General features: G+C 69.4%; 16 protein-coding genes. 8 read left to right on the top strand and 8 right to left on the bottom strand.

Annotation, left to right across the window (positions count from 1 at the left end; genetic code table 11):
- Positions 1–49 precede the first annotated feature (49 nt).
- The 3 genes from KV203_RS13150 to KV203_RS13140 all read right to left on the bottom strand — a co-directional run bounded on the left by KV203_RS13150 (position 50) and on the right by KV203_RS13140 (position 2,405).
- Positions 50–448 (bottom strand): DUF5990 family protein, encoded by a 399-nt coding sequence (locus tag KV203_RS13150; RefSeq protein ID WP_066467616.1) that lies wholly within the window; start codon positions 446–448, stop codon positions 50–52.
- 4 nt (positions 449–452) lie between these two features.
- Positions 453–1,544 carry an LLM class flavin-dependent oxidoreductase gene (locus KV203_RS13145; protein WP_066467614.1) on the bottom strand — a complete coding sequence of 364 codons (1,092 nt, stop codon included), beginning with the start codon at positions 1,542–1,544 and terminating at the stop codon, positions 453–455.
- 78 nt (positions 1,545–1,622) lie between these two features.
- Positions 1,623–2,405 (bottom strand): alpha/beta hydrolase, encoded by a 783-nt coding sequence (locus KV203_RS13140; RefSeq protein WP_066467613.1) that lies wholly within the window; start codon positions 2,403–2,405, stop codon positions 1,623–1,625.
- A 42-nt stretch (positions 2,406–2,447) separates the two neighbouring features.
- Here KV203_RS13140 and KV203_RS13135 point away from each other — a divergent pair, with 42 nt between their 5' ends.
- The 4 genes from KV203_RS13135 to nudC all read left to right on the top strand — a co-directional run bounded on the left by KV203_RS13135 (position 2,448) and on the right by nudC (position 11,227).
- Positions 2,448–5,687 (top strand): ATP-dependent helicase, encoded by a 3,240-nt coding sequence (locus KV203_RS13135; protein WP_066467612.1) that lies wholly within the window; start codon positions 2,448–2,450, stop codon positions 5,685–5,687.
- Positions 5,684–9,067: an ATP-dependent helicase gene (locus KV203_RS13130; protein ID WP_066467800.1), complete on the top strand. Its 3,384-nt coding sequence runs from the start codon at positions 5,684–5,686 to the stop codon at positions 9,065–9,067. The genes KV203_RS13135 and KV203_RS13130 overlap by 4 nt, the downstream gene beginning before the upstream one ends.
- Before the next feature lie 63 nt (positions 9,068–9,130).
- Complete coding sequence (locus tag KV203_RS13125) at positions 9,131–10,189, top strand: potassium channel family protein (RefSeq protein ID WP_066467798.1); 1,059 nt, start codon at positions 9,131–9,133, stop codon at positions 10,187–10,189.
- A 111-nt stretch (positions 10,190–10,300) separates the two neighbouring features.
- On the top strand, positions 10,301–11,227 hold the full coding sequence (gene nudC, locus KV203_RS13120) for an NAD(+) diphosphatase (RefSeq protein WP_157079699.1): 927 nt from the start codon (positions 10,301–10,303) through the stop codon (positions 11,225–11,227).
- 1 nt (position 11,228) lies between these two features.
- On the opposite strand, the gene KV203_RS13115 is transcribed toward nudC, so the two are convergent.
- Positions 11,229–11,456: a mycoredoxin gene (locus KV203_RS13115; protein ID WP_066467796.1), complete on the bottom strand. Its 228-nt coding sequence runs from the start codon at positions 11,454–11,456 to the stop codon at positions 11,229–11,231.
- Positions 11,457–11,635: 179 nt separating this feature from the next.
- Here KV203_RS13115 and KV203_RS13110 point away from each other — a divergent pair, with 179 nt between their 5' ends.
- Together KV203_RS13110 and KV203_RS13105 are read left to right on the top strand one after the other, a co-directional pair.
- Entirely contained in the window at positions 11,636–13,771 is a 2,136-nt protein-coding gene (locus KV203_RS13110; protein WP_246600143.1) for an ATP-dependent DNA helicase UvrD2, read from the top strand.
- A 347-nt stretch (positions 13,772–14,118) separates the two neighbouring features.
- Positions 14,119–14,394 (top strand): WhiB family transcriptional regulator, encoded by a 276-nt coding sequence (locus tag KV203_RS13105; RefSeq protein WP_066467610.1) that lies wholly within the window; start codon positions 14,119–14,121, stop codon positions 14,392–14,394.
- A gap of 13 nt (positions 14,395–14,407) precedes the next feature.
- Here the strand turns inward: KV203_RS13105 and KV203_RS13100 are convergent, their stop codons facing one another.
- The 3 genes from KV203_RS13100 to KV203_RS13090 all read right to left on the bottom strand — a co-directional run bounded on the left by KV203_RS13100 (position 14,408) and on the right by KV203_RS13090 (position 18,105).
- Entirely contained in the window at positions 14,408–15,730 is a 1,323-nt protein-coding gene (locus KV203_RS13100; RefSeq protein ID WP_066467609.1) for an ABC1 kinase family protein, read from the bottom strand.
- A 2-nt stretch (positions 15,731–15,732) separates the two neighbouring features.
- The gene (locus tag KV203_RS13095) at positions 15,733–16,614 is read right to left on the bottom strand and encodes a hypothetical protein (RefSeq protein WP_066467606.1); all 882 of its coding nucleotides are present in this window, start codon (positions 16,612–16,614) and stop codon (positions 15,733–15,735) included.
- Positions 16,615–16,731: 117 nt separating this feature from the next.
- The gene (locus KV203_RS13090; protein ID WP_066467792.1) at positions 16,732–18,105 is read right to left on the bottom strand and encodes a zinc-dependent metalloprotease; all 1,374 of its coding nucleotides are present in this window, start codon (positions 18,103–18,105) and stop codon (positions 16,732–16,734) included.
- A 95-nt stretch (positions 18,106–18,200) separates the two neighbouring features.
- Here KV203_RS13090 and KV203_RS13085 point away from each other — a divergent pair, with 95 nt between their 5' ends.
- Entirely contained in the window at positions 18,201–19,226 is a 1,026-nt protein-coding gene (locus KV203_RS13085; protein WP_066467605.1) for a YlbL family protein, read from the top strand.
- A 9-nt stretch (positions 19,227–19,235) separates the two neighbouring features.
- Here KV203_RS13085 and KV203_RS13080 read toward each other — a convergent pair whose 3' ends face one another.
- Positions 19,236–19,802 carry a PPA1309 family protein gene (locus tag KV203_RS13080; RefSeq protein WP_066467604.1) on the bottom strand — a complete coding sequence of 189 codons (567 nt, stop codon included), beginning with the start codon at positions 19,800–19,802 and terminating at the stop codon, positions 19,236–19,238.
- A 129-nt stretch (positions 19,803–19,931) separates the two neighbouring features.
- On the opposite strand from KV203_RS13080, the gene KV203_RS13075 reads away from it, so the two are divergent.
- Positions 19,932–22,871 carry a UPF0182 family protein gene (locus tag KV203_RS13075; protein ID WP_174522016.1) on the top strand — a complete coding sequence of 980 codons (2,940 nt, stop codon included), beginning with the start codon at positions 19,932–19,934 and terminating at the stop codon, positions 22,869–22,871.
- Positions 22,872–22,892 lie beyond the last annotated feature (21 nt).

Raw genomic sequence — 22,892 nt, 5'->3', positions numbered from 1 at the left:
ACTCCATCGCACCGCAGGTGCGGTCAACTCCACTGCACCGCAGGTGCGGTCAACTCCACTGCACCGCAGGTGTGGTCAACCGGGCGCAGCGTGGCATGCCGTGGGCATCGGTGAGGTGCACGGATGCGGTTACCACGTCGGGCGTCGGGTCGCCGATGTCGTTCAGCATCAGCTTGGCTCGCCGGAACATGCCGAACTCGTCGGCGATCACTTCACCCCAGGTCAGGTAGACGAACCGGTCACCGCGTCGGCCCTGCACGGCCGGACCGCGGAAGTCTCGGTCCGGTCCGCTCCCGCTCACCTCGATCGAGAGGGTCCAGCGCGCCTCCACCCGGTCGCCCGGTACCCATTCGGCAGGTTCGCGACGCAGCTGGATCCCGACGTGCACGCCGACATACCCTCCGCAGCGCAGACCGGGCAGGTCGTGCCCGACGATGCGCAGCTCCACCGGTTCAGCCTACGTTGGCGGCAACCGGAGCGGTCGGGGCGGCCAACAGTCGGCGTACCCGGGGAATCACGTCGGTGCCGTACAGCTCGATCCCGTGCATGAGCACGTCGTGCGGCAGGGTTCCCATGCTGTATTTGAGGTCGAACCGGTTTGCCCCGGTGGCCCGTAGGGTCTGGGCGATCTTGCGGGCAACCGTGTCCGGCGAGCCGACGTGCTGAGCCCCGGAAGCGATATCGCGCTCGAATTCGGCACGCGAGGTCGGCCCCCACCCGCGCTCCTGCCCGATTCGGTCCCGCATCGCCTGGAAATGTGGCCAGGCCAGCTCGATCGCTTCCGCGTCGGTGTCGGCCACCAGCCCCGGCGCGTGCACCCCGACGGGCTGCGGTGCGTGGCCGAACTCGGCCAGCGCCTGCCGATACAACCGGCTGTACGGGGCGAACCGGGCCGGATCGCCACCGATGATCGCCAGCATCAAGGCAAATCCGTAGCGGGCGGCGCGCACCACCGATTGCGGACTACCGCCGACTCCGACCCAGGTCGGGATGGCCCCGGCCGCAGTCTTCGGGTGTACGTCGGCCGCGTGTAAGGCGGTGCGGGTACTGCCGCTCCAGGTGACCGGCTGTTCGCTCCGTAGTGCGGCAAACAGGTCGAGCTTCTCCTCGAAGAGGTTCTCGTAGTCGGCAAGGTCGTAGCCGAACAGCGGAAACGACTCGACGAAAGAGCCGCGTCCGAGGGTGATCTCGGCCCGCCCGTCGGATACCGCATCGAGCGTCGCAAACCGCTCGTAGACCCGAACCGGATCATCGGAGCTGAGCACGGTCACCGCGGTCCCGAGCCGAATGTTCTCGGTCCGGGCGGCGATCGCGGCGAGCACCACTTCGGGTGCGGTGACGGCAAAGTCGGGCCGATGATGCTCGCCCAGCCCGAACGCGTCGACGCCGACGTGATCGGCCAGAACGGCCTCGGCCACCACGTTCCGGATCACCTGGTCGGCGGGCACCGGGCGACCGGCGGGGTCGACCGTGACATCGCCGAACGTATCGAGACCGAACGTCGGATCGGTTGTCGCGACCGTCGTGCTGTCGGTCGTTTCCATCGCACGCTCCCAGCTTGTTGAAATATCAATTAGGTTGCTCAACGTCGATGCCGGCGCGAGCATTCCCGCTGCTGGGGACTACCGGGATCGGTCGAGCAGCTCGCGCACGAGCCCGGCTACGTCGGCGGGGCGCGCGAACGAGACCATGTGATCGCAGTCGTATTCGACGAATCGGAACCACGTGTCGAGGTGGTCGGCGAGCTGCGTTACGACCGCGTCGTCGGCGAACGGTGGCCGCACTTTTGCCGCACGCACCAGCACGGTGGGGGTGCCGGCGACCGGCAACCGGGCGGGGCGAGCGAGCTCGCCGTAGAACGCACCGATGGCCGGCGGGCAGATCCGCCAGCCCACGCGGCCGCCGCGGGTGGACACCAGATGCTCGGTCAGCTCCGCGTCGAGCAGCTCCGGCGGCAGCTCACCCCACGCCTCGACCAGCTTCTGGGCTCTGGCCTCGGCGACGTCGGCGTAGTCCGGGAAGGTGACCGCATCGGTTGCGGCGCGTAAGGCCCGCGCCGGCGTCAGGCCGATCGCCGGGTCGAGCAGCAGCAGCGCACGAACCAGCGCGGGTCGGTGCGCGGCCAGATACAGCCCGACCGCACCGCCGAAGGAGTGTCCGACCACGACGACCGGACGGGACGTCTCGGCGGTCACGGTGTCGGCCACGGTGGCGGCGACGTCGTCGAGGGTCCACGGCGGCGACCAGTCGGATCGGCCGTGACCGGGGAGATCCGGAGCGAGAATCCGCAGGTCGGGTAGATATTCCCGGGCCAGCGTCGCCCAGCGGTGTCCGTGTCCGGTCAGCCCGTGCAGCATGAGCACCGCCGGCCCGTCCGGCGGGCCGAATCGGTGCACGTGCAGCATGCGCCGAGTGTGCATGTCGGTGTCGTCTGCTGCAATGCAAGGGTGACTCGCAATGCAGCAGTAGCCGGGACGAGTCCCCGATTGATCCGCCGTCCGGTCGGGCCGGTTGCCGGCCGGGAATGGGCCGACGACGCGCGGGCGCTTCTGGACGGCCGGTTCTCGGTCGGTCCGGGCTGGCGGCCGTGGCAGGTGCTGGGCGGTCCGGGCACCGGAAAGACCGCATTGCTGACCGACTTCGCGACCGCGCGGATTGCCGCCGGGGCCGACCCCGAGTCGGTGCTGGTGCTAACGCATACCAAGCCGGCCGCTGCGGCCCTGCGGAACGCCATCTCGTCCGGGCTGGCGGCGGTCGGCGGGGTGCCCGGTGCGACCCGGGAGCCGCTGGTGCGCACCCTGCACTCCTACGCGTTCGCGGTGCTGCGAGTGCACGCCGCCGCGCACCAGAACCCGCCGCCACGGCTGCTCACCGGGGCCGATCAGGACGCGACGGTGCGGGAACTGTTGCTCGGTGAGCTCGACGACGGTGCTGCGGACTGGCCGGCGCGGCTGCGCCCGGCGCTGGCGACGGACGGATTCGTCACCGAGTTGCGCGACCTGCTGCTGCGCGCCGAGGAGCGCGGTATCGGCCCGGAGGATCTGGTCCGCTTGGGCCGGGCGCACGGCCGGCCGGAATGGACCGCTGCGGGCCGGTTCGGGCTCCGCTACGAGCAGATCCAACTGCTGCGTTGGTCGGTCGGCGTCGAAGCGCCGGAGGCGACGGCACCGGCCTTGGACGCAGCCCACCTGGTCGGCGCCGCCTTGACCGCGCTGGCGACCGACGACGGCTTGCTCGCCCGGGAACGGGATCGGTTGCGCTACGTGCTCGTCGACGACGCACACCACCTGGATCCGCAGGCGGCGCGGCTGGTCCGGATGATCGGCACGCACACCGACGCGACCGTCGTCGCGGGCGATCCGGACCAGGCCGTGTTCACCTTCCGCGGTGCGGATCCCGGCTTCCTGACCGGGTTGTCGGACGCGGAGCCGGCCCCGGTGCGACGAGTGCTGTTGCGGCGCAACCATCGGGCCGGCGAGCAGATCGGTGTGCTGGTCAACCGGATCGCCGGCAGGCTGCCCGGCTTGCCGCCGCACCGCGGTGCCACGCCGACCGGGCCGGCCGGAGAGGTGGCAGTTCGAGTCCTGCCGAGTGTCGCGGCGGAAGCCGCTGCGGTGGCCGACCACCTGCGCCGGGCGCACCTCGAACGCGGCGTTCCGTGGTCGCGGATGGCCGTGCTGGTCCGGTCGGTGCCGTTGTCGGTGGTTGCGCTCCGCCGGGCGCTGACCGCGGCCGGGGTGCCGGTGACGACGGTGACCTCGACGGTGCCGCTGGCTCGCCGCAGCGGCGCGGCCTGGCTGCTCGCGGCACTGCGCGCGGCGGCCGGCGAGATCGCTCCGGACGATGCGTCGACCCTGCTCACCGGGCCGCTGGGCCGGGCCGACCCGGTGATGATGCGGCGGCTGCGGCGTGGGTTGCGCCGCGCCGCGCCGGCGGGCGGCCGGGAGCGAGACACCACCGAGGTGCTGTGTTCGTTGCTGTCCGGGGCGGATGCGCTGATGCTGGCCGAGCTGACCGAGGTCGAGGCGGCGCCGGTGCGGCGGGTGTTGCGCGTATTGGATGCAGGCCGGGCAGCCGTCGCCGATGGCGCTGGAGTCGAGTACGTCGCCTGGGTGGCGTGGCGCGCCTCCCGGCTGGAGCGGCGGTGGGTGGCTGCGTCGGCCCGCGGTGGGCCCCTCGGCGTGCAGGCCGATCACGATCTGGACGCGATCATCGGACTCTTCGAGGTCGCCGCAGAGTACGTCGACCAGTTGCCGGGCGCGGGCGGGGTGCTGGGCTTCGTCGCCCACGTCGAGCGACAGCGGCTCGGTGCGCCGGCGGTTCGGCGCATCGCCGAGCACTCGGTCGGCATCGTCAGCGCGCATGCCGCCGCCGGCCGAGAGTGGGACGTGGTCGCGGTGGCCGGGCTGCAGGAGGGACTTTGGCCGGGACTGGGCCCGCGCGGCAGCCTGCTGCGTGCCGGCGAGTTGGTCGATCTCGCCGCCGGGATGGAACCGAGCGCCGAACGGCGAGGAGTGACCGCGACGCTGGTTGCCGAGGAACGTCGGCTGTTGCTCGTCGCGAGCAGCCGGGCGCGGCGTTCATTGCTGCTCACGGCGGTCGAATCCACCACGGGTGATCGAGATCTGGTGCCGTCCCGGTTCGTCGAGGAGCTTGTCGGGATCGACGCCCAAAGCGCCGAGGTGCGCACCGGCCCGCCGCGCACGCTGGCGCTGCCGGCGCTGGTCGCCGAGTTGCGCAGTGCGGTGTGCGATCCGGACTGCCCGCCGGAACGACGGTCTCGGGCGGCGCGCCAGTTGGCGCGGCTGGCCCGGGCCGGCGTGCGCGGCGCCGATCCGGACGAGTGGTACGGCTTGTCCGCGCCCAGTTCCGATGCGCCGCTGCGGATCGCCGGGGCCGAACCGGTCGCGTTGTCACCGTCCGTGGTAGAGCAGCTGCTCACCTGCCCGCTGCGCTGGGCGCTGGAACGGCATGGCGGCGACGACGGTCCCAACATCCACGCGTTGGAGGGCAACGTGGTGCACACGCTGGTCCAGGCCATCGCGGGCCGGATGTCCGACGAGCAGGTGCGCGCAGCGCTTGCGGCGGCCTGGCAGGACGTCGACCTGGGCTCGGGCTGGTATGCCCGCCGGGAGCTGCGCCGCACCGAGACCATGCTGGACAACTTCGTCGCCTGGCTACGCACGTCCCGGCACGAGCTGACCCAAGCGGGAGTCGAGGTCGCAGTGGACGTGCGATTGCCGTCCCGCGCTCCGGACGAGTCGGACGTGCAGCTGCGGGGTCGGATCGACCGGCTGGAGCGAGACCCGGACGGTCGGCTGGTGATCGTCGATGTGAAGACCGGCAAGACCCCGATCAGCAAGCAGCTCGCCCAGGACCATCCGCAGCTGGCGGCGTATCAGGTCGCGGCGGCCGAGGGCGGGATCAGCGGCGAGCGACCGGGCGAACCGGGTGGCGGCCGCTTGGTCTACGTTGCCAAATCCCACAACAAGGACGGTGCGACGCAACGGTTTCAAGCGCCGTTGGATGCCGAGGCGCTGGACCGCTGGCGGGACACGATTCACCGGGCCGCGGCAGCGACGCGGGGGCCGGACTATCTCGCGATCCGCAACGACACATGCCGGCACTGCCCGGTGGCCGGCAGCTGCCCGGCCCAGGACGCCGGCAGGTCGGTGGCGTCCGGATGACCGCGCCCGCCGTCGGTCCGACGCCGACCGACATCGCCGCCGCGCTCGGCCTGCCGCCGCCTACGCCGGAACAGCAGATGGTGATATCCGCACCGCCCGGACCGATCCTGGTGGTTGCCGGCGCCGGCTCCGGCAAGACCGAGACGATGGCTGCGCGAGTGGTATGGCTGGTGGCGAATCGATTGGTCGCTCCGGACCAGGTGCTCGGACTGACGTTCACCCGCAAGGCCGCCCAACAGCTCACCGCCCGGATCCGGACCCGGCTGGCTCGGCTGGCCGGGTCCGATCTGGTGCGGCGGATCGATCCCGCCGGCGAGCTGGCCGCCGCACTTGCCGACAGCGAGCCCGAGGTCGGCACCTACCACGCGTACGCCGGGCGACTGCTCACCGAGTACGGGCTGTTGCTGCCGGTCGAACCGACCGTGAGCGTGTTGACCGAGACCCAGTTGTGGCAGTTGACGCATGAGGTGGTGCGAGATTGGGACGGCGACCTGGACACCGACAAGGTGCCGGCGACGATCACCGAGGCGGTGCTGGCACTCGCCGGGCAGCTCGCCGAGCACCTGGTCGAGCCGGACCAGCTCCGCGGGGCACATGCCGAGCTGGAGCAGCTGATCGAGACGTTGCCGTCGGGGCCGGGCCGACGCGCCGGACCGACTCAGAAGCTCACCGATTGCCTGGAGGTGCAGCGGGCCCGGGTGGACTTGTTGCCGTTGGTCGCTCGTCTCGGTGAAGTGCTCGACGCCCGGGGTGCGCTCGATTTCGGTGCGCAGATGTCGTTCGCGGCGCGACTCGCGGTCGAGCATCCGGAGGTCGGCGTCGCCGAACGACAGCGTTTCCGTGCGGTGCTGTTGGACGAGTATCAAGACACCGGCCACGCCCAGCGAGTCCTGCTGTCGGCATTGTTCGGGGGCGGGCAGGACCAGTTCCGGAACCCCCGGCCGGGCTGGTACAACCTGTCGGTCACAGCGGTGGGTGATCCGATGCAGTCGATCTACGGTTGGCGCGGTGCGTCGGCGGCGAACCTGCCCAGGTTCGCCGCCGACTTTCCGTCGGCCGGTGGCCGGCCGGCGCCGATCCGGCCGCTGATGACCAGTTGGCGCAATCCGCCGGAGGCATTGGCACTGGCCAACGCCGTGGTCGAGCCGCTGCGCGAGCGTGGCGTCCGGGTGCCCCCGCTCCGTCCTCGGCCCGGTGCACCGGCCGGCGAGGTGGCGATCGCGCTGACCCGGACGGTGGCCGACGAGCGGGACTGGGTTGCCGATCGGATCGCCGAGCAGTACGCGCGCGCGGCGCAGGCCGGCGATCCACCACCGACCGCGGCCGTGCTGGTTCGGCGCAACGCCGACTCCGTCCCGATCGCCGAAGCATTGCGAGCGCGCGGCTTGTCCGTCGAGATTGTCGGTCTGGGCGGACTGCTCGCGACGCCGGAGGTGGCCGACGTCGTCGCCACTTTGCGGATGCTGGCCGAGCCGCATACCGGCGGCGCCGCGTTGCGTATCCTCACCGGTGCGCGCTGGCAGATCGGTATCACCGACCTGTCTCGGCTGTCGGTGCGGGCTCGGGAGTTGTCGATCGCCCGGCCGGGAACCTCCTCGGTGATCAGTGATCCGGCCACCCTGGCTCGCGCCCTGGAGGGCGTGCTGCCCGGTGAGCAGGCCGATCGGGCCGGCCTGGCCGATGCGTTGGCCGACCCCGGTCCACCACAAGGCTATTCGGTCGACGGCTATGCCCGGATCGAGGCGCTGAGCCGAGAGCTGGCCGGGCTGCGGGAGCGGCTCGGTCAACCCCTGACCGAGCTGGTTGCCGATGTGGAGCGCACGATCGGGGTGGGCGTGGAGGCGCGCGCCCGGCGCCGGGCCGGGATGCCCGGCGCCGGGCGCGAGCATCTGGATGCCTTCGCCGACGTGGTCGCCGGCTTTGCGGCCGACCCAGGCGCGACCCTCGGCGGCCTGCTCGCCTTCCTCACTGCCGCCGAGTCGGTGGAGAACGGGCTGGAACCCGGCGAAGTCGCGGTGGCGCCCGACCGGGTCCAGGTGCTCACCGTGCACGCGGCGAAGGGCCTGGAGTGGGCGGTGGTGGCGGTGCCCCACGTGGTCACCGGAGTCTTCCCGGTCACCCGGGTGACCACCTGGCTCACCGTGCTGAACGAGCTGCCACCGGCATTGCGCGGGGACCGGGCGCAACCGGCGGGGGAAAGCGCCGACGAACTCTCGGCAGACCAGGACGGCGTGCCGGTGCTCGACGTGGCCGATGTGACCGACCGAGCTCAGTTGGAAGCGGCATTGGACCGGCACAAAGAGGCGCTGCGTCGACGCCAGCTCGCCGAGGAACGCCGCTTGTTCTACGTGGCATTGACCCGAACCGAGCGAGCGCTCTTCGTCAGCGGACACCACTGGGCGCAGACCGGCACCAAGCCCAAGGGCCCATCCGAGCTGCTGATCGAGCTGCGGGACACCGTCGATCCCGGTGCGGTAGCCGAGTGGGCGGACCCGCCGGACGACGACGCGGCCAATCCGTTCGCCGAAGCGCCGGTCAGCGCGGTGTGGCCACCCGACCCGCTCGGTCCGCGCCGGGCGTTCGTCGAACTGGGCGCGGCGACGGTCCGGGCGGCGCTGGCCACCGACGACGCTGCGGACGATCCGGACCCGGGACGGACCGATCCGGAGGGTTGGGTTGCCGATGTGGACCTCCTGCTCGCCGAGCAGGAACTGCGCCGCGAGATCACTCCCGACATCGAACTGCCCGGACAGCTGGCGGCGACTCAGCTGGTGGAGCTGAGCTTGGATCCGGCTCGCTTGGCGTCCCGGCTGCGTCGGCCGGTGCCGTTTCCGCCCGATCCGCTGGCCCGTCGCGGTACCGCTTTTCACGCGTGGGTGGAGCGTCGGTTCGGCGCAACCCGGCTGCTCGATCTGGACGATCTGGGCGGTTCCGGCGACGTACCGGCCGACGCCGAGCTGACCCGGTTGCAAGCGGCGTTCGAGCGCTCCGTCTGGGCCCGCCGCAGTCCGATCGAGACCGAGGTGCAGTTCGAGACGACCATCGCCGGCACCTTGGTGCGCGGTCGGATCGACGCGGTGTTCGCCGAACCCGACGGGGGGTGGACGGTGGTCGACTGGAAGACCGGGGCGGAGCCGATGGCCGGCACCGAGGCCGGTGTCGCCGTGCAACTGGGGGTGTATCGCGTTGCGTGGGCTCGGCTGATTGCGGCTCGTACCGGCCTGGGGGAGGACGCGGTGATCGATCGTGTCGGTGCCGCCTTCCACTATGTTCGTTCCGGTCGCACGGTGTCGCCGGCGCCACTGCCCGGCCCGGCCGAACTGGCCGAATTGATCGCCACAGCCGAGTTCCGGGCTCGCAACGACGGGGGCCTGAGTTAGGCTCGGCGCCGATGTCCGCCTGTTGTGATCGCCCGGACGCCGGGTTGCCGCCGAGGTCAGTCCGTGCCGGGTAGGTTCCGTCGCAGAGTCGACCGTCTGACCGACCTGCCGGACTTCGCGCTGGTCGGGATCGTGCGGGTTCCGGAACTGCAGACCAGCCCATGGCGGGCGATCAGTTGGCGGGTCTTGTTTGCGCTCAGTTTGCTGTTCTTGGCGGCGGGCATCGTCTACCTCGACCGCGCCGGTTATCGGGACGCGCAGGGCGGCGAGCTGTCCTTGCTGGACTGCATGTATTACGCCACGGTGTCACTGTCCACCACCGGGTACGGCGACATCACCCCGGTCACGCCGGAGGCCCGGCTGGTCAACATCCTGGTCATCACGCCGCTGCGGGTGCTGTTCCTCATCCTCCTGGTCGGCACCACGCTCGCCGTGCTCACCGAACGCTCCCGGCAGGCATTCAAGATTCAGCGATGGAGGCGGACCGTGCGTAATCACACCGTGGTGGTCGGCTACGGGACCAAGGGGCGGAGCGCGGTCGACGCCTTGCTCGGCGACGGGGTGCAGCCGGCCGATATCGTGGTCGTGGACACCGACACGGGGATCCTGGAGACGGCGGCGAATTCCGGCCTGGTCACCGTGCACGGCTCGGCGACCAAGCAAGATGTGTTACGCCTGGCCGGCGCGCAACATGCGGCGTCGATCATCGTCGCTACCAACCGGGACGACACCGCGGTGTTGGTCACACTGACCGCGCGGGAATTGTCGTCGAAGGCGAAGATCGTCGTCGCCATCCGGGAAGCAGAGAACACGCACCTGGCCCGCCAGTCCGGTGCCGACTCGGTCGTGGTGTCCTCCGAGACCGCGGGTCGGTTGCTCGGGATCGCCACGACGACGCCGAGTGTCGTCGAGATCATGGAGGACCTGCTCACGCCGGAGGCGGGCTTCGCGATCGCCGAGCGGGACGTGGAACGCGACGAGGTCGGTGGATCGCCCCGGCACCTGAGCGACCTCGTGCTGGGTGTGGTTCGCGGTGGGCAGCTGATGCGGGTCGGCGACCCGAAGGCCGATGCGCTGGAAAGTGCGGACAAGCTGCTGTACGTCCGTCGGGTCGGCAACTGACCGCCCGGAGCCGCACCCCTTTTCTGTTCCCGCGCAAGCTTTTTCACTTTATGTCCGGTGCGGCGTCGGAAAAGTGGTGCGGCGGAGCGGGGGCGGCTCACTAAGCTGATGATCATGACGTTCGTGCTCGCCGATACCCCGCTCTTGTCCCGAGCCACCCTCGACCGGGCCGAGCAGCTACGCGGCGACGTCGCCGCGTTGCACACCGGCTGGCCGACTGCGGCCGTGTTGCGGATCGCGAAAGGGGGCCGGTTCCGGGTGGACGGGTCGGCGCTGGTGCTGGACCCGGCCACCGACCTCGCTGCGGAGCCACCCGAGGAGGCGGTGTTCCTCGGTGTCGACCGCGGCCGCCATGTGTGGGCGGTGTTCGACAAGCAGCTCGACGGGTCCGCCGCCACCGAACTCGGCGACCTGCGGATGCTCGGTGGGCGACTGGACGACACCAGCGCCGGGATGATCACCACTGCGGTCGCGCTGCTCGGCTGGCACAACCGCGCCCGGTTCAGCTCGGTGGACGGCACGGCGACCAGACCGACCGGCGCGGGCTGGTCCCGGATGAGTGCCAGTGGGCACGAGGAGTTCCCCCGAACCGATCCGGCGGTGATCTGTCTGGTGCACGACGGCGGGGATCGGGTGCTGCTGGCGCGACAGCAGGGTTGGCCCGCAACGATGTTCTCCATCTTGGCCGGGTTCGTCGAAGCGGGGGAATCGCTGGAGACCTGCGTCGAGCGGGAGATCCGGGAAGAGGTCGGCCTGGCGGTCACCGATGTGCGATATCTCGGCTCGCAGCCATGGCCGTTCCCGCGGTCGCTGATGCTCGGATTCGCCGCGCACGGCAATCCCGACGCGGCGCTGACCTTTGCCGACGGCGAGATCGCCGAGGCGCACTGGTTCAGCCGGGCGGAGGTGCGTGCGGCGCTGCAGGCAGGGGACTGGACCAACGGCGGCGACGGGGTCGAGACCGCCGCCGGGGTGCGGTTGCTGCTGCCGGGATCGATCTCGATCGCGCGCGGGATCGTCACGGCCTGGGCCGGTTGAGTCAGGCCTGCCCGAGCGCCTGACGAACCTCGGCGAGCGACGGGTTGGTTGCGGTGCTGCCGTCGGGGAACTTCAGCGTCGGTACCACGTGGTTGCCACCGTTGACCCGGCCGACGAATTCGGCGGCCGCCGGGTCCTGTTCGATATCGATCTCGGTGTAGGCGATCCCGGCCTCGCGCAGCTGGGTCTTCAGCCGTCGGCAGTAGCCGCACCAGGTGGTCGAGTACATGGTCAGAGCGGGTTCGGTACCGGCGTCGACCGGCGATGGCGTCGTCACACCGGTACCGAACGCCGGCGTGGTCCGGTCTGTTCCCGAGGATCATCGATGCTGTCGGATCGCCAGGTTCCCCGCGATCGCCGCGTTCCCCGGATCACGGCATTGTCCGGGGGCACTGTCATGATGGACCCGTGCCAGCCGAGGTGAGCGTGCCGGGTCTCGACCCCCAGCAGTCGGCAGCCGTGCTCGCCCCCCGCGGACCGTTGTGCATCCTGGCCGGGGCCGGCACCGGAAAGACGCGGACGGTCACGCATCGGATCGCTCATCTGGTCGAGCGCGGGCACGTGGCCGCCGGTCAGGTCCTCGCGGTGACCTTCACCGCACGTGCCGCCGGGGAGATGCGCACTCGGCTGCGTGGGCTGGGTCTGGCCGGGACGGCGGCCCAGGTGCAGGCGCGGACATTTCATGCCGCCGCCCTGCGCCAGCTGGGCTACTTCTGGCCCCAGGTGGTCGGCGATGTGTCGTGGGAGCTGCTGGACCGCAAGTTTGCCCTGGTCGGTCAGGCGGCGAACCGGACCGGGCTACCCACCGGCGCCGACGGAGTACGGGACCTCGCCGGCGAGATCGAGTGGGCGAAGGCCTCGCTGATCGCACCGGAGGACTATCCCGCCGCCGCGCACCGGCACGCCCGCGACATCCCGGCCGATGCGGCGAAGATCGCCGCGGCCTACGCGCTGTACGAGCAGTTGAAGACCCGCGGCGACGTGCTGTTGCTGGATTTCGACGACCTCCTCCTGCACACTGCCGCGGCGTTGGAGGATCACCCGGCGGTGGCGCAGGAGTTTCGGGATCGGTACCGCTGTTTCGTGGTCGACGAGTACCAGGACGTGACACCGTTGCAGCAGCGGGTACTCGACGCCTGGCTCGGTGACCGGGACGACCTGACCGTGGTCGGCGATGCCAATCAGACCATCTACTCGTTTACCGGTGCCACCCCGCGTTACCTGCTCGATTTTTCCCGCCGGTTCCCGGATGCGACGGTGGTTCGGCTGGAGCGGGACTATCGGTCGACGCCACAGGTGGTCGCGCTGGCGAACCGGGTGATCGGGATGGCGCACGGCCGGATCGCCGGTACCCGGTTGCAGTTGGTCGGCCAGCGGGCGCCCGGTCCGGAACCGCGGTTTGCCGAGCATGACGACGAGTCGGCGGAGGCCGCGGCCGTCGCCACCGCTGTCCAGAAGCTGGTTGCCGACGGCACTGCGCCGGCCGAGATCGCCGTGTTGTACCGGATCAACGCCCAGTCCGAGGCGTACGAGCAGGCGCTCACCGAGGCCGGCGTTCCGTACCTGGTTCGGGGCGGCGAGGCGTTCTTCTCCCGGCCCGAGGTACGGCAGGCGGTACGGGCGCTGCAGCAGGCCGCAAGCCGGGACGATCTGCCGGAGCAGGCGCGGGGAGCCGGATTGCCCGCGTTGGTCCGGGCGACGCTCGCACCGCTCGGACTCACGGCGGAGGAACCGACCGGGGCGCAGGCACGGGAACGGTGGGCGTCGTTGAGCTCGTTGGTCCGGTTGACCGAAGAACTCGCCGAACACGACGGCGAGCTGGCGCCGGCCGGCCTCCTGCGGGAACTCACCACCCGCGCCGAGGCGCGTCATCCCCCGGTGGTGCAGGGTGTGACGTTGTCGTCGTTGCACGCTGCAAAGGGGCTGGAGTGGGATGCGGTGTTTCTGGTCGGCCTGGTCGACGGCACGTTGCCGATCAGCCATGCGCTCGGTGACGGCGACGGTGCGACCGACCGGGCCGCGGTCGAAGAGGAGCGCCGCCTGCTCTATGTCGGGGTGACCCGCGCTCGCGAGCAGCTGTCGTTGTCGTGGGCGCTGGCCCGGAACCCGGGCGGACGCCGTGGCCGACGCCGCTCCCGATTCCTGGTGGGGCTCGTGCCGGACGACTCGCCGGCGTCTCGGATAGCACCGGCCGGAACGAGCCGACGTCGGCCGCGGTGTCGGGTATGCGGAAAGCCGTTGCTCGGCACTCCGGCGAGTGTGCTGGGTCGCTGTGAAAGCTGCCCTGCCGACCTCGATTCGGAGCTGCTGGCGGCGCTCAAGGCGTGGCGGCTGACCACGGCACGCGAACTCGACGTGCCGGCCTTCGTCGTGTTCACCGACAACACGTTGATCGCGATCGCCGAGCAGCGCCCGGCTGACGATCGGGGGTTGGTGGCGATTCCCGGAATCGGGGCGAAGAAGCTGGAACGGTTCGGCGCGGGTGTGCTGGCCGTGGTCCGGAAATCCACTCGGGCCGGCAGCGAAACCCCAGGTGAAAAATAGGTTGTCGGGTTCGGCTCCGGTTGCCTAGGGTGGTCGACAACACGGCGGGCAACCGCTTGCGGATCGGTTCGTGAGGAGGAGGAGTTTCGATGGGTATCGCAGTCGAGCGCACTTTTGCCGCACCGTCGCTGCAGGTCGCAGCCCCGGCCGGTCCGGCACCGTGGGCACGCCGCCGGCGTGCCCGCCCGTCCTCCGTGATCCCGATACCGGGGTAATTCCGCCGCACGCCGGCCACGGAGCGCATCGCGAACCGTGGCCGTTTGCCTTTCGAAGCCGATTCGGCTCGAACGCTCGTCCCGGTTCGCTCGACCACCAGCATCACCCGAGCAGATCGAGGAGCAGTATCCATGACCAGCGCCATCGCTGCGGCGCCCGTCCCGACCTCGCGAACCGCGGCCTTACCCTGTCGGACCGAGGATGCCGATCTCTGGTTCGCCGATACCCCGGCCGGCTTGGAGCAGGCCAAGGCGCTCTGCACCGGGTGCCCGGTCCGACGCGGCTGCTTGGCCGCGGCGCTGGATCGGGGTGAACCGTGGGGCGTCTGGGGCGGCGAGATCTTCGAGCACGGCACCGTGATCGCTCGCAAACGTCCGCGGGGTCGTCCGCGCAAGATCGCGAGCTGATCGGACTACCCGGCTACGGCGAGGCGTAGCCGGGTAGCCACTCGGTCAAGATCTCCAGAAAGGGTGTCTCCGCGTCCAATTGGGCGCAGATCCCGATCGATCCGGCCAGCACTCGGAAGATCATCAAGTATTCCGCGGGCAGATTCATCGCCCGCGCGGTCTTCGCCTGCGGACTGTTGAAGTTGGCGCTCACGCCGGCTGCGCGCTGCAGCCAGGCCCGGGTGAAGTGGAACGACTCGGTCTTGATCGGATCGGTGAACGGGCGCAGGTACTCGTCGATTTCGCGCGGCGTGACCGTCCGGCCCGGCAATACGAAGCCGTGCTCGTCCAACATGGCGACCAAGGGTCCGTAATCCTGCTCGCGGGCCAGTCGCACCATCCGACCGAGCACCGGCGGCAACCCATCGGGAAACGGGGCGCAGGCGCCGAAGTCGATCACCCCGAGTCGGTTGTCCGCGAGCAGCATGAAGTTGCCCGGATGCGGATCGCAATGCAACCAGCCGACCAACGCGGGGGAGGAGAGGTGGAATCGGGCGAGCAATTCGCCGGCCCGGTTGCGTTGTGCGGTCGTACCTTCGGCGATGATTGCCGACAACGGGGTACCGGTCAGCCACTCGGTGACGACGACCTTCGGGGCGCTTGCCACCACGCGAGGCACCATGAAATCACTGTGTTCGTCGAAGACCCGGGTGAACGCTCGCTGATGGTCGGCCTCGATTCGATAATCGAGCTCTTCCTCGGTGCGCTCGGTCAGCTCGGCCAGAATCGGTTTCACGTCTGCGCCCGGCGTGATCTGAGCGATCGCCCCGGCGAACCGGCTCAGGGTCTTGAGGTCGGCCCGCAGCGCCTCGTCCGCACCCGGGTACTGCACCTTCACTGCGACGGCGCGGCCGTCCGCCCATACCGCCCGATGCACCTGTCCGATGCTCGCGGAGGCGGCCGGGTTGTCGTCGAACGATTCGAATCGTTCTCGCCACTTGGTACCCAGCTGCAGGTCGAGCACCCGGTGCACCTCGGGCGTGGGTAGCGGGGGTGCAGCAGCTTGGAGCTTGGTCAGCGCCTCGCGGTACGGCTCGCCCAACTCGTCGGGTATCGCAGCCTCCATGACACTGAGCGCCTGACCGAACTTCATCGCGCCGCCCTTGAGTTCGCCGAGAACGGCGAACAGCTGCTCCGCCGCCTTCTGGCTGAGCTCGGCATCGACCGCACTCTTGTCGGCCCCGGCCAGTTTGCGGCCGAAACCGACTGCGGCTCGTCCGGCCATGCCGAGGGGGATTCGAGCCAGCTTCGCGTTACGCGTACCGCGACTACGTGGGATGTCGGTCACAGTCCTCATTCTTACCGAATCCGTTGAGATCGAGCCGGATGTGAGCAGGTACACAGAGGATGGCGACGACCGGGGCGAATCGTGAGCCGATGTCCGTCCAGATCCAGCTCGACGGTGGCATCCAGACACGCGGGTGGGCGGCGGGCCGAGCCGCTGCGGATCGTGACGATCTCGTGCAATGCGAGCGAGACCGTTGCCTGCAGTGCCGCGGGTGCTGCTCGCCCGATCCGGCCGAACAGCTGCGCGGCCAGTTGCGGCCATTCCGGGTCGACGTCGGACCGGGTCAGATCGGCACAGCGCAGGCAACTGGTATCACCGGGCAGGACCAATGGTCCGAGCATGCCGCGACCGTCTCGCATCCGAACCGGTAGATGCGGTATCCGCAATCGATGAAGATCGGCGACCAGGCGGGGATCGGGTACCAGATCGTCGGCGAGAACAACCAGGTCGACCAGCCACCGGGCCGCGTCGTCGGTCGACCGATAAGCCCCGGACCGAGTGATGCGAACCGTGCCGTTGGCCAGTCCGGTGGCAATCGCATCGGACAGCGGTCCTCGTCCGTGCACCCGGATGGTGGTGAGCAGTGGCGGCGTCGATCGACGATCGGCGAGCAGGCCCGCCTCGGCCAGTTCGTCGAGCAGCGCCTGGGTGTGCCGGGCGGACAAGCCCCACTCGGCGGCGGTTACCACGATCCGGTCCGGGGAATGTTGCCCGTCGAGCAGCAGTAGTACGGCCCGAAGCGCCAGGGCGTCGGTACCGGCGGGTGGAGTGACCACCACGGCCCGCTCCGGATCCCAGCCGAGCTGCAGCCGGCCGTCGGGTCGGTCCAAGACGGCAAGCGACGGAAGCAACTGCGGACCGGTATCGGGGTCGGAGATCGGCAGTGCAGGCATGGCCGGGAGTATGCCCGGTTCGAACCGGCGGCCGACCCCGTCGCGAGCGGGTTATCCACAGGCTGGGGGCAGGTGGGAGGTTGTGCACACCCTCGGGCGTCACGCGCGGTATTCAGGTCAGCTGTCGGCCGGTCGATCGTCGTCGGTCGCCGAATCGGTTGCGGCCTCGCGTTCGGCGCGCTCCCGGGCTTCGGTCTGCTCCAATGCGGCGATCGGGTCGTCGAGCTCGGAATTGCTCCCTACCTGCGTGACGAATCCGTCCGGGGTGTCCAGGTCGGCCGAGTCCGGCAGCAGATCCGGGTGCGACCAGACGCCGTCGCGCCGCTCGATGTCCGTCTCGTCGGTCAGCCGCTGCCACAGCGTCGCCGCTTCGCGCAGTTTGCGCGGGCGCAGCTCCAACCCGACCAGAGTTGCGAAAGTCTGCTCGGCGGGACCGCCGCCCGCTCGCCGCCGCCGCAGAGTTTCGCTCATCGCCGACACCCCGGGCAGCCGCTCGCCGAGTGCACTCGTCACGACCGTCTCGACCCAGCCCTCGATCAGGGCGAGCAAGGTCTCCAACCGTTCCAGCGCCGCCTGCTGCTCCGGCGTGGTGTGCGGTTCCAGCGCGCCCTGCGCGAGGATCTCCTCCAACTTGGTCGGATCCATCAGCGCGGTGGGGTCCAGCCCTTGGGCCGCCCGCTCGATCCCGGACAGGTCCATCTCGATGCCGCGGGCATACTCCTCGACCGTGTCGAGCAGCCGCCGCCGCAACCACGGCACGTGTTGGAACAGCCGCTGGTGGGCGGCTTCCCGCGCGGCCAGGAAGACCAGTACCTCCCGTTCGGGCTGTTCCAGACCTTTGGCGAACTCGCCGATGGTGTTCGGCAACAACGCCGACGTACCGGTCGGCCCGAGTGGCAGACCGATGTCGGTCGAGGTCAGCACTTCCTGTGCGAGCTGACCCAGCGCTTGCCCGAGCTGCGAGCCGAACGCCATCCCGCCCATCTGTCCGATCATCCCGATCATCGGCCCGGCGAAATCCTTCGCCTCGGCGGGCAGATTGGCCGTCCACAGCCCGGCTATCTGCTGCGCGACCGGATCGCAGAGCCGGCGCCAGGTGTCGAGCGTCCGTTCGATCCAGTCGACCGGTGTCCAAGCGACTGCTGGCCCGGAACCGGCCGGCAACGTGGTGGCACCGTCCAGCCACACATCGACCAGGTGGGTGGCATCGGCCACCGCCTGCTGCGCACCGGCCGAGACCGGCGGTACCGAGGCGCCGAGCTGTTGCCGGGCGATCTGCTTGGCGAGGTCGTAGTTGACCGGACCGGCCCCGCCGGTCTGCCCCATGTTGGTCAGCATCTGGCCGAATTGGGTCAGCATCTGGCCGAGTGCGGCGGCATCGAACGACTGCGGGTCGAATCCCTGCGCGCCGGAGGAGTCGCCGCCGGGACGGTTCTTTGCGCGATCCGGATCATCGTCGCCGCTCGAGAATCCGAAGGGGAGGTCGGTCATGCTCCCACCGTACAATCCCGGCCCGCCGGTGCGGGCCGACCGCAATGCGCTGTCGGCGAACACGTCGGTAACTACTCCGCACTAGTCTGGTCCGGGTGAATCGACGGATCGTCACGCTCCTCGCGGCTCTGGCACCGGTGACCGTGCTCGGTGTGCTGGGTTCGGTTCTCGCGGTGCCTTACGTCGCGCTCGGGCCGGGCCCGACGTTCAACACCCTCGGTGACGCGGACGGCAAGCCGGTGGTCGACATCCGGGGGGCCGAGCTGGACCCGACGTCCGGGCATCTGAACATGACGACGGTGTCGGTGCGTGACGGCCTGAGCTTGTTCGAAGCGTTCGGCTACTGGATCAGTGGCCGGTCCGCTCTGGTGCCGCGGTCCGAGGTATACCCGCCGGACAAGTCGCGGGAAGAGATCGACCAGGACAATGCGGACGAGTTCACCCAATCCGAGGACAGCGCCGAGCTGGCCGCGCTGCGGTATCTCAAATATCCGCTGAAGGTGCAGATCGGCGCGGTCGCCGACCCCGGGCCGTCGAACGGCACGTTGCGTTCGGGTGACGATCTGTTGAGCGTCGACGGCACACCGGTCGCTGACCCGAAGGCGGTGCAGAACGCCGTTTCCGGCCGGCCCCCCGGCACCGAATTGCCGCTGGTGGTCCGCCGCGACGGTGCCGACGTACCGGTCACCGTGCGGCTCGGTGCTCGACCGGACGATCCGGCCAAGGGTTACCTCGGGATCACGCCGACCGAATCCGGCGATGTGCCGTTCACCGTGGACTTCAATCTCGCCGACATCGGCGGTCCGTCCGCCGGTCTGATGTTCAGCTTGGCGGTGGTCGACAAGTTGAGTCCGGGCGAGCTCAGTGGGGGTGGCTTCGTGGCCGGCACCGGCACCATCGACAACGCCGGCGTGGTCGGCCCGATCGGCGGTATCCGGTTCAAGATGATCGCGGCGCGGGAGGCGGGTGCGACTACCTTCCTGGTGCCGGCCGACAACTGCAGCGAGGCTCGCCAACAGCCGCCCGCCGGGTTGCGACTGATCAAGGTCGAAAAGCTCGACGACGCGGTCGGGTCGCTCGAGGCGCTCACCCACGGCGGCGACACGCCGACCTGCAATTGACCGGTTGCGTTACTCCAGGGTTTGCCGAAGTGCGATGAGCAGTCCGCTGGCCAGATCGGGATAACTGAGCAGGTCCGATTCGCCGTCGGCGGCTGCGTCCGGGCGCAGCTGGATCAGGCACAGTTCTGCCCCGTCCCGCAACACGCCGGCGAACAGACGCGCCTGGCGTCGGTCGGGATGGGTCTGTGCCGCGTTGCGGGCTGCGCGGTCCGCCGCGTCCGGGTCGGCCAGCAGCGGTCCCAGTGCGTCGTCGAGCATCGTCTCGGCAGTCGGCGGCAGCACCGTGATCGGTTGCACCAGAACACAGCCGGTAACCGCGGGCGGCCAGCGCAGCGTCGCCAGATACTCGTCGAGCGGGGTGCGGTCGCCGGCCGGTAGCGGTTCCTGGGCGATCGGCGTCAGCGGCGCGGCGTCGGCGAGTTGTGCGGCCAGCGACGGTTCGGCCGCGACCAACTCGGCCGTCGGAACCAACGCGAACAGCTGCGGCGGCCGGTCCCAGCCTTGCTCGCCGACGAATTCCGCCACTTCCCGCACGCAGCGGGCCAGTGCACGCTGCTGCGGCTCGGCCAACGTCATCGAGATCCTTCCGTCGATCCTCGTCCCGCCGCGGTGTCCGGTTTCCGTAGAGTGGCACCCGAACCTCTCGGCCACGACGTCTTCGGCCCCGGAAAGGCTCGGGACGTCGCTGACACCTAGGAGTAGCACGTGGGCATGCGCCCCCCGACCGGTCTCCCTTCGATGTCGCGGCGCGGCCGGGTGTTGCTGGTCAGTGCCCTGGCCCTGGCGGTGCTGTTGCTGGTCGGGCCACGCCTGGTCGGGGCCTACACCAACTGGTTGTGGTTCGGGGAAGTCGGTTTCCGCAGCGTGTACCTGAAGGTGCTGCTCACCAGGCTGCTGCTGTTCCTGGTCGTCGCCGTCGTGGTCGGCGGGATCGTCGCGACCGCACTGTGGCTCGCCTACCGCTCGCGTCAGGTGCTCGTACCGATGGCCGGACCGAACGACCCGATCGCACGGTATCGGACGACGGTGATGTCGCGGTTGCGACTGTTCGGGATCGGGCTCCCGGTGATGTTCGGTGTGTTGTCCGGTCTGGTGGCCCAGTCGAACTGGGCGACCGTGCAGTTGTTCCTCAACGGCGGTTCGTTCGGCACGAAGGACCCCCAGTTCGGCCTCGACGTCGGGTTCTACGCGTTCTCGCTGCCGTTCTATCGAATGGTGCTCAACTGGCTGTTCGTCGCGGTCGTCGTCGGCTTTCTGGCCAGCTTGATCACGCACTACATCTTCGGCGGATTGCGACTCGCCGGTCGGGACGGCACTCTGACCCGGGCCGCCCGGGTTCAGCTCGCCGTGTTTGCCGGGACCTTCGTGTTGCTCAAGGCGGTGGCCTACTGGCTCGATCGGTACTCGCTGCTGTCGTCGAGCCGCAAAGAACCGACGTTCACCGGGGCCAGCTACACCGACATCAATGCGGTACTGCCGGCGAAATTGATCCTGCTGGCGATCGCACTGATCTGTGCGGCGGCGTTCTTCGCCGGAGTTTTCCTGCGCGACCTGCGGGTACCGGCGATGGCGACGGCGCTGCTCGTACTCTCGTCCATTCTCGTCGGTGCGGTATGGCCGATGGTGATGGAGCAGTTCTCGGTTCGGCCGAACGCCGCCGACAAGGAACGCGCGTACATCGAGCGCAACATCGCCGCTACCCGAGAGGCATACGGGATCACGCCGGACCGGGTGACCTACCAGGACTACCCGGGGATCGGCTCGAAGAACCCCAACGACGTGCCGGCCGACGTGACCACGATCGCGAACACTCGGCTGCTCGATCCGAACGTGTTGTCCCGTACCTTCACCCAGCTGCAGCAGCTGAAGAACTTCTACGGTTTCCCGCCGACCCTGGATATCGATCGCTACGACATCGACGGCGAGCTGCAGGACTACATCGTTGCTGCGCGCGAGATCGCGCCGAAGAGCCTGACCGGTAACCAGACCGACTGGATCAACCGGCACACCGTCTACACCCACGGCAACGGCTTCGTGGCTGCGCCCGCCAACCGGGTGAACGCGATCGCCCGGACCACCCAGGAAGCGGCCGGCTCGAGCAACAACAGCGGCTATCCGGTGTTCGACCTCAGCGAAGCCGAGAAGAAGGTGATCGCGGTCGATCAACCGCGGATCTACTTCGGTGAAGTGATGGCCGAGGCAAATCCGGACTATGCGATCGTGGGTGGCAACGGTCAGTCGCCGCGGGAGTACGACACCGATGCCGACCGCTACACCTACACCGGATCCGGCGGGGTGTCGATCGGCAACTGGTTCAACCGGCTGGCGTTCGCTGCCAAGTACACCGAGCGCAACATCCTGTTCTCCGGCGCGATCGGCTCGGACTCGAAGATCGTGTTCAACCGGGATCCCCGGGACCGGGTGCAGAAGGTGGCGCCGTGGCTGACTGCCGACGGTGACGCGTATCCGGCGGTTATCGACGGTCGGATCGTGTGGATCGTCGATGCCTATACGACACTGGACAACTACCCGTATGCCGAGCGGAGTTCGTTGGAGGGTTTGGTCGAGGACAGCATCGATCAGAACACCGGTCGGCTGGTGCCGCAGAAGCAGGTGTCCTATATCCGGAACTCGGTGAAGGCGACGGTCGACGCCTACGACGGCACCGTGACGCTGTATCAGGTGGATCGCAACGACCCGGTCCTGGATGCCTGGATGGGTGTGTTCCCGGACGCGGTGCAGCCGGAGGACAAGATCAGCCCAGCGTTGCGGGCACATTTCCGTTATCCCGAGGATCTGTTCAAGGTGCAGCGCGAGATGCTGGCGAAGTACCACGTGGACGATCCGGGGGAGTTCTTCCGGACCAACGCCTTCTGGTCGGTCTCCAGCGATCCGACGGTGGACGGCGGTGGCACCGGGAGCAAGCAGCCGCCGTATTACGTATTGATCGGGGACAAGGACACCGGTAAGCCGTCGTTCAACTTGACCAGTGCCATGGTCGGCTACGACCGGGACTTCTTGTCCGCCTACGTGTCGGTGAAGTCCGATCCGGATGGCTACGGCAAGTTCACCGTGCTGCGGCTGCCGACCAACTCGCAGCTGCAGGGCCCGCAGCAGACGCAGACCGCGATCGTCGCGGACCCGCGTTGGGCCTCGGACCGGACCTTCCTGTCCGGCTCCAACCGGATCCAGTACGGCAATCTGCTGACGTTGCCGATCGCCGATGGCGGTGTGCTCTATGTCGAGCCGGTATATACCGAGCGCAACACCCAGACCACCGCGACGTTCCCGCAGCTGACCAAGGTGTTGGTCAGCTATCCGCAGCCGGATGCGCAGGTGCGGGTGGGTTATGCCGCGACGCTCGCCGAGGCGCTGGACCAGATCTTCGGGCCCGGTACCGGCCGGTCGGCGACGACGCCCGGCGCCGCGCCGGAAGCCCCGGTGCCGGCTCCGGAGCCGACCGGGACCCCGGCCGCCCAGCCGCCGCCGGCGGCGAGCGGGAACCGGGACGCGGCGGTCACCGAGCTCGATTCGGCGTTGGACAACGTCCGCAGCGCCCAGCAGAGCGGTGATCTGGCCCAGTTGGGGTCGGCGTTGGATCGGCTGCAGAAGGCGGTGGACGGCTACCGGGCAACCGGCGGGTAGGTCCCGACGTTCCCGGCGGGC

The sequence above is a fragment of the Skermania piniformis genome, assembly GCF_019285775.1.
In the GTDB taxonomy this organism is placed as follows: domain Bacteria; phylum Actinomycetota; class Actinomycetes; order Mycobacteriales; family Mycobacteriaceae; genus Skermania; species Skermania pinensis.
Note: the sequence above shows the minus strand (reverse complement) of the source record. Positions and strands in the feature narration are given on the sequence as shown.